This is a genomic window from Aliihoeflea sp. (assembly GCF_052435475.1).
Lineage (GTDB): Bacteria > Pseudomonadota > Alphaproteobacteria > Rhizobiales > Rhizobiaceae > Aliihoeflea.
The window spans coordinates 1,107-2,722 of the sequence record NZ_JBQVMV010000037.1 but is presented as its reverse complement, the minus strand read 5'-3'; the positions used below and the strand labels follow the sequence as shown (position 1 = coordinate 2,722).

General features: G+C 63.1%; 1 protein-coding gene and 1 pseudogene. One reads left to right on the top strand and one right to left on the bottom strand.

The genetic code is table 11. From position 1 onward, the window contains the following. Positions 1 to 289 (bottom strand): annotated as a pseudogene (locus tag ACT6QU_RS19385) (hypothetical protein); the annotation flags it as partial. Positions 290 to 798: 509 nt separating this feature from the next. Here ACT6QU_RS19385 and ACT6QU_RS19380 point away from each other — a divergent pair. Next, positions 799 to 1,616: IS110 family transposase (locus tag ACT6QU_RS19380; protein ID WP_444837017.1), on the top strand; the 818-nt coding region annotated here is incomplete at its 3' end.

Here is a 1,616-nt window from a genome sequence, read left to right as displayed (position 1 = left end):
GTACGCGGCTGTCCGAGCAGGTGACGTAGGCGGCGAAGGGTTGCTGCCAACCGGCGAGCTTCAGGCGGCGCTGAGCATTCGTTATCACGTTCGCCTCCTCGCCCCTCAGAAACGCCGAATTACCCTGTCGGTGTATGTCAAGAGCCGGTTGCGGGGTGAGGTCGACACCGGCCGGTGCGGGCTGCTGTCCCGACGTAGTCTGCGCCATCGCGGCGCTGCCGCCGCCACCCACCACCGCTGCGACTCCCAGCGCGCCTGCACCGCCGAGAATCTGTCTGCGCGTAGTCATTTATTATCTCCTTGTTTTTAATCTTATGCAGCTCTTGTCTGTTCGAGCCAATGTGTCAATCGACGTTCAATTGCAACTCCCTATCGGCGCGCAAAAGGATCCTCTCTGCGATTGCAAGGGTTGGTTGATGCTGTACGCGTGTCTTCCAGAAATAGTGAGCGCTCCGGCAGCGACCAACGCGGCGATCACGCCGAGACCGATCCAAGCCGAAACCTTTCCTCTTTCAAGATGAAACCCGCAACGAAGATCTGGTTCCCGATGTGCCCGTCGTCAGGACGTTGGCACTTTTGGCGGCGTGGTCGAACGAAGAGATCGGCCTCGAATGGGGAGTAAACGACCGCTTCGGGGTCGCTTCCTGAATGTCCGCTGCTGGCGAAAAGCCCGTTGAAGCTGCCCGGCAGGTTCCAGGATCGCGGCGACTGCCCGCTCATGGCCGGTCGTGGGTGATGGGGTGGACGGCATCGATGTGCCATAGTGGAGGTGTTACACACCACTAGAAGGAGGCGTCCATGGCAGAGGTTAGCACGATTGGGTTGGATATTGCGAAGACTGTTTTTCATGCGCACGGCGCGGATGCGCGCGGGCAGATGGTGTTCAGCCGGCGGCTGACCCGTGCGAAGCTGCTGGAGTTCTTTTCCGCGCAGCCGCGATGCGTTGTCGCGCTCGAGGCCTGCGGCGGGGCGCATCACTGGGCCCGCGAGATCGCCTCGCTCGGCCATGAGGTAAAGCTGATCCCGCCAGCTTACGTGAAGCCGTTCGTGAAGCGGAACAAGAACGATGCGGTCGATGCCGTGGCGATCTGCGAGGCAGCCCAGCGCCCGAGCATGCGCTATGCCGCGATCAAGACCGAAGCGGCGCGCACCATGTTCCTGGTGATGACCGGGCAGCTCGAGCATCTGAACGAACAGGTTGCGCTGCTCGACAAGGAGATCGCAAGGCGTGCCCGCGAGGATGAAGCAGCCCGGCGGCTGATGACCATCCCCGGCATCGGGCCGATCACCGCAACCGCGCTGCTGGCGCTAGCACCACCGGTCGAAGGCTTTGCCAGGGACCGCGACTTTGCAGCCTGGCTCGGGCTCACACCAAGGCAGCACTCGACCGGCGGCAAGGAGCGGCTCGGGGCGATCTCGCGGATGGGCGAGCGCACGCTTCGAAGGTTGTTGATCATCGGCAGCAGCGCGGTGGTGCTTCATGCCAGCAGGCGCGGCGCCCCGCGCGGCTCATGGCTCGAACAGATGCTGGCCAGAAAGCCGCGGATGCTGGTCACGGTAGCGCTGGCGAACAAGACCGCCCGGATCGTCTGGGCGGTCCTGATGAAGGGTGAGCA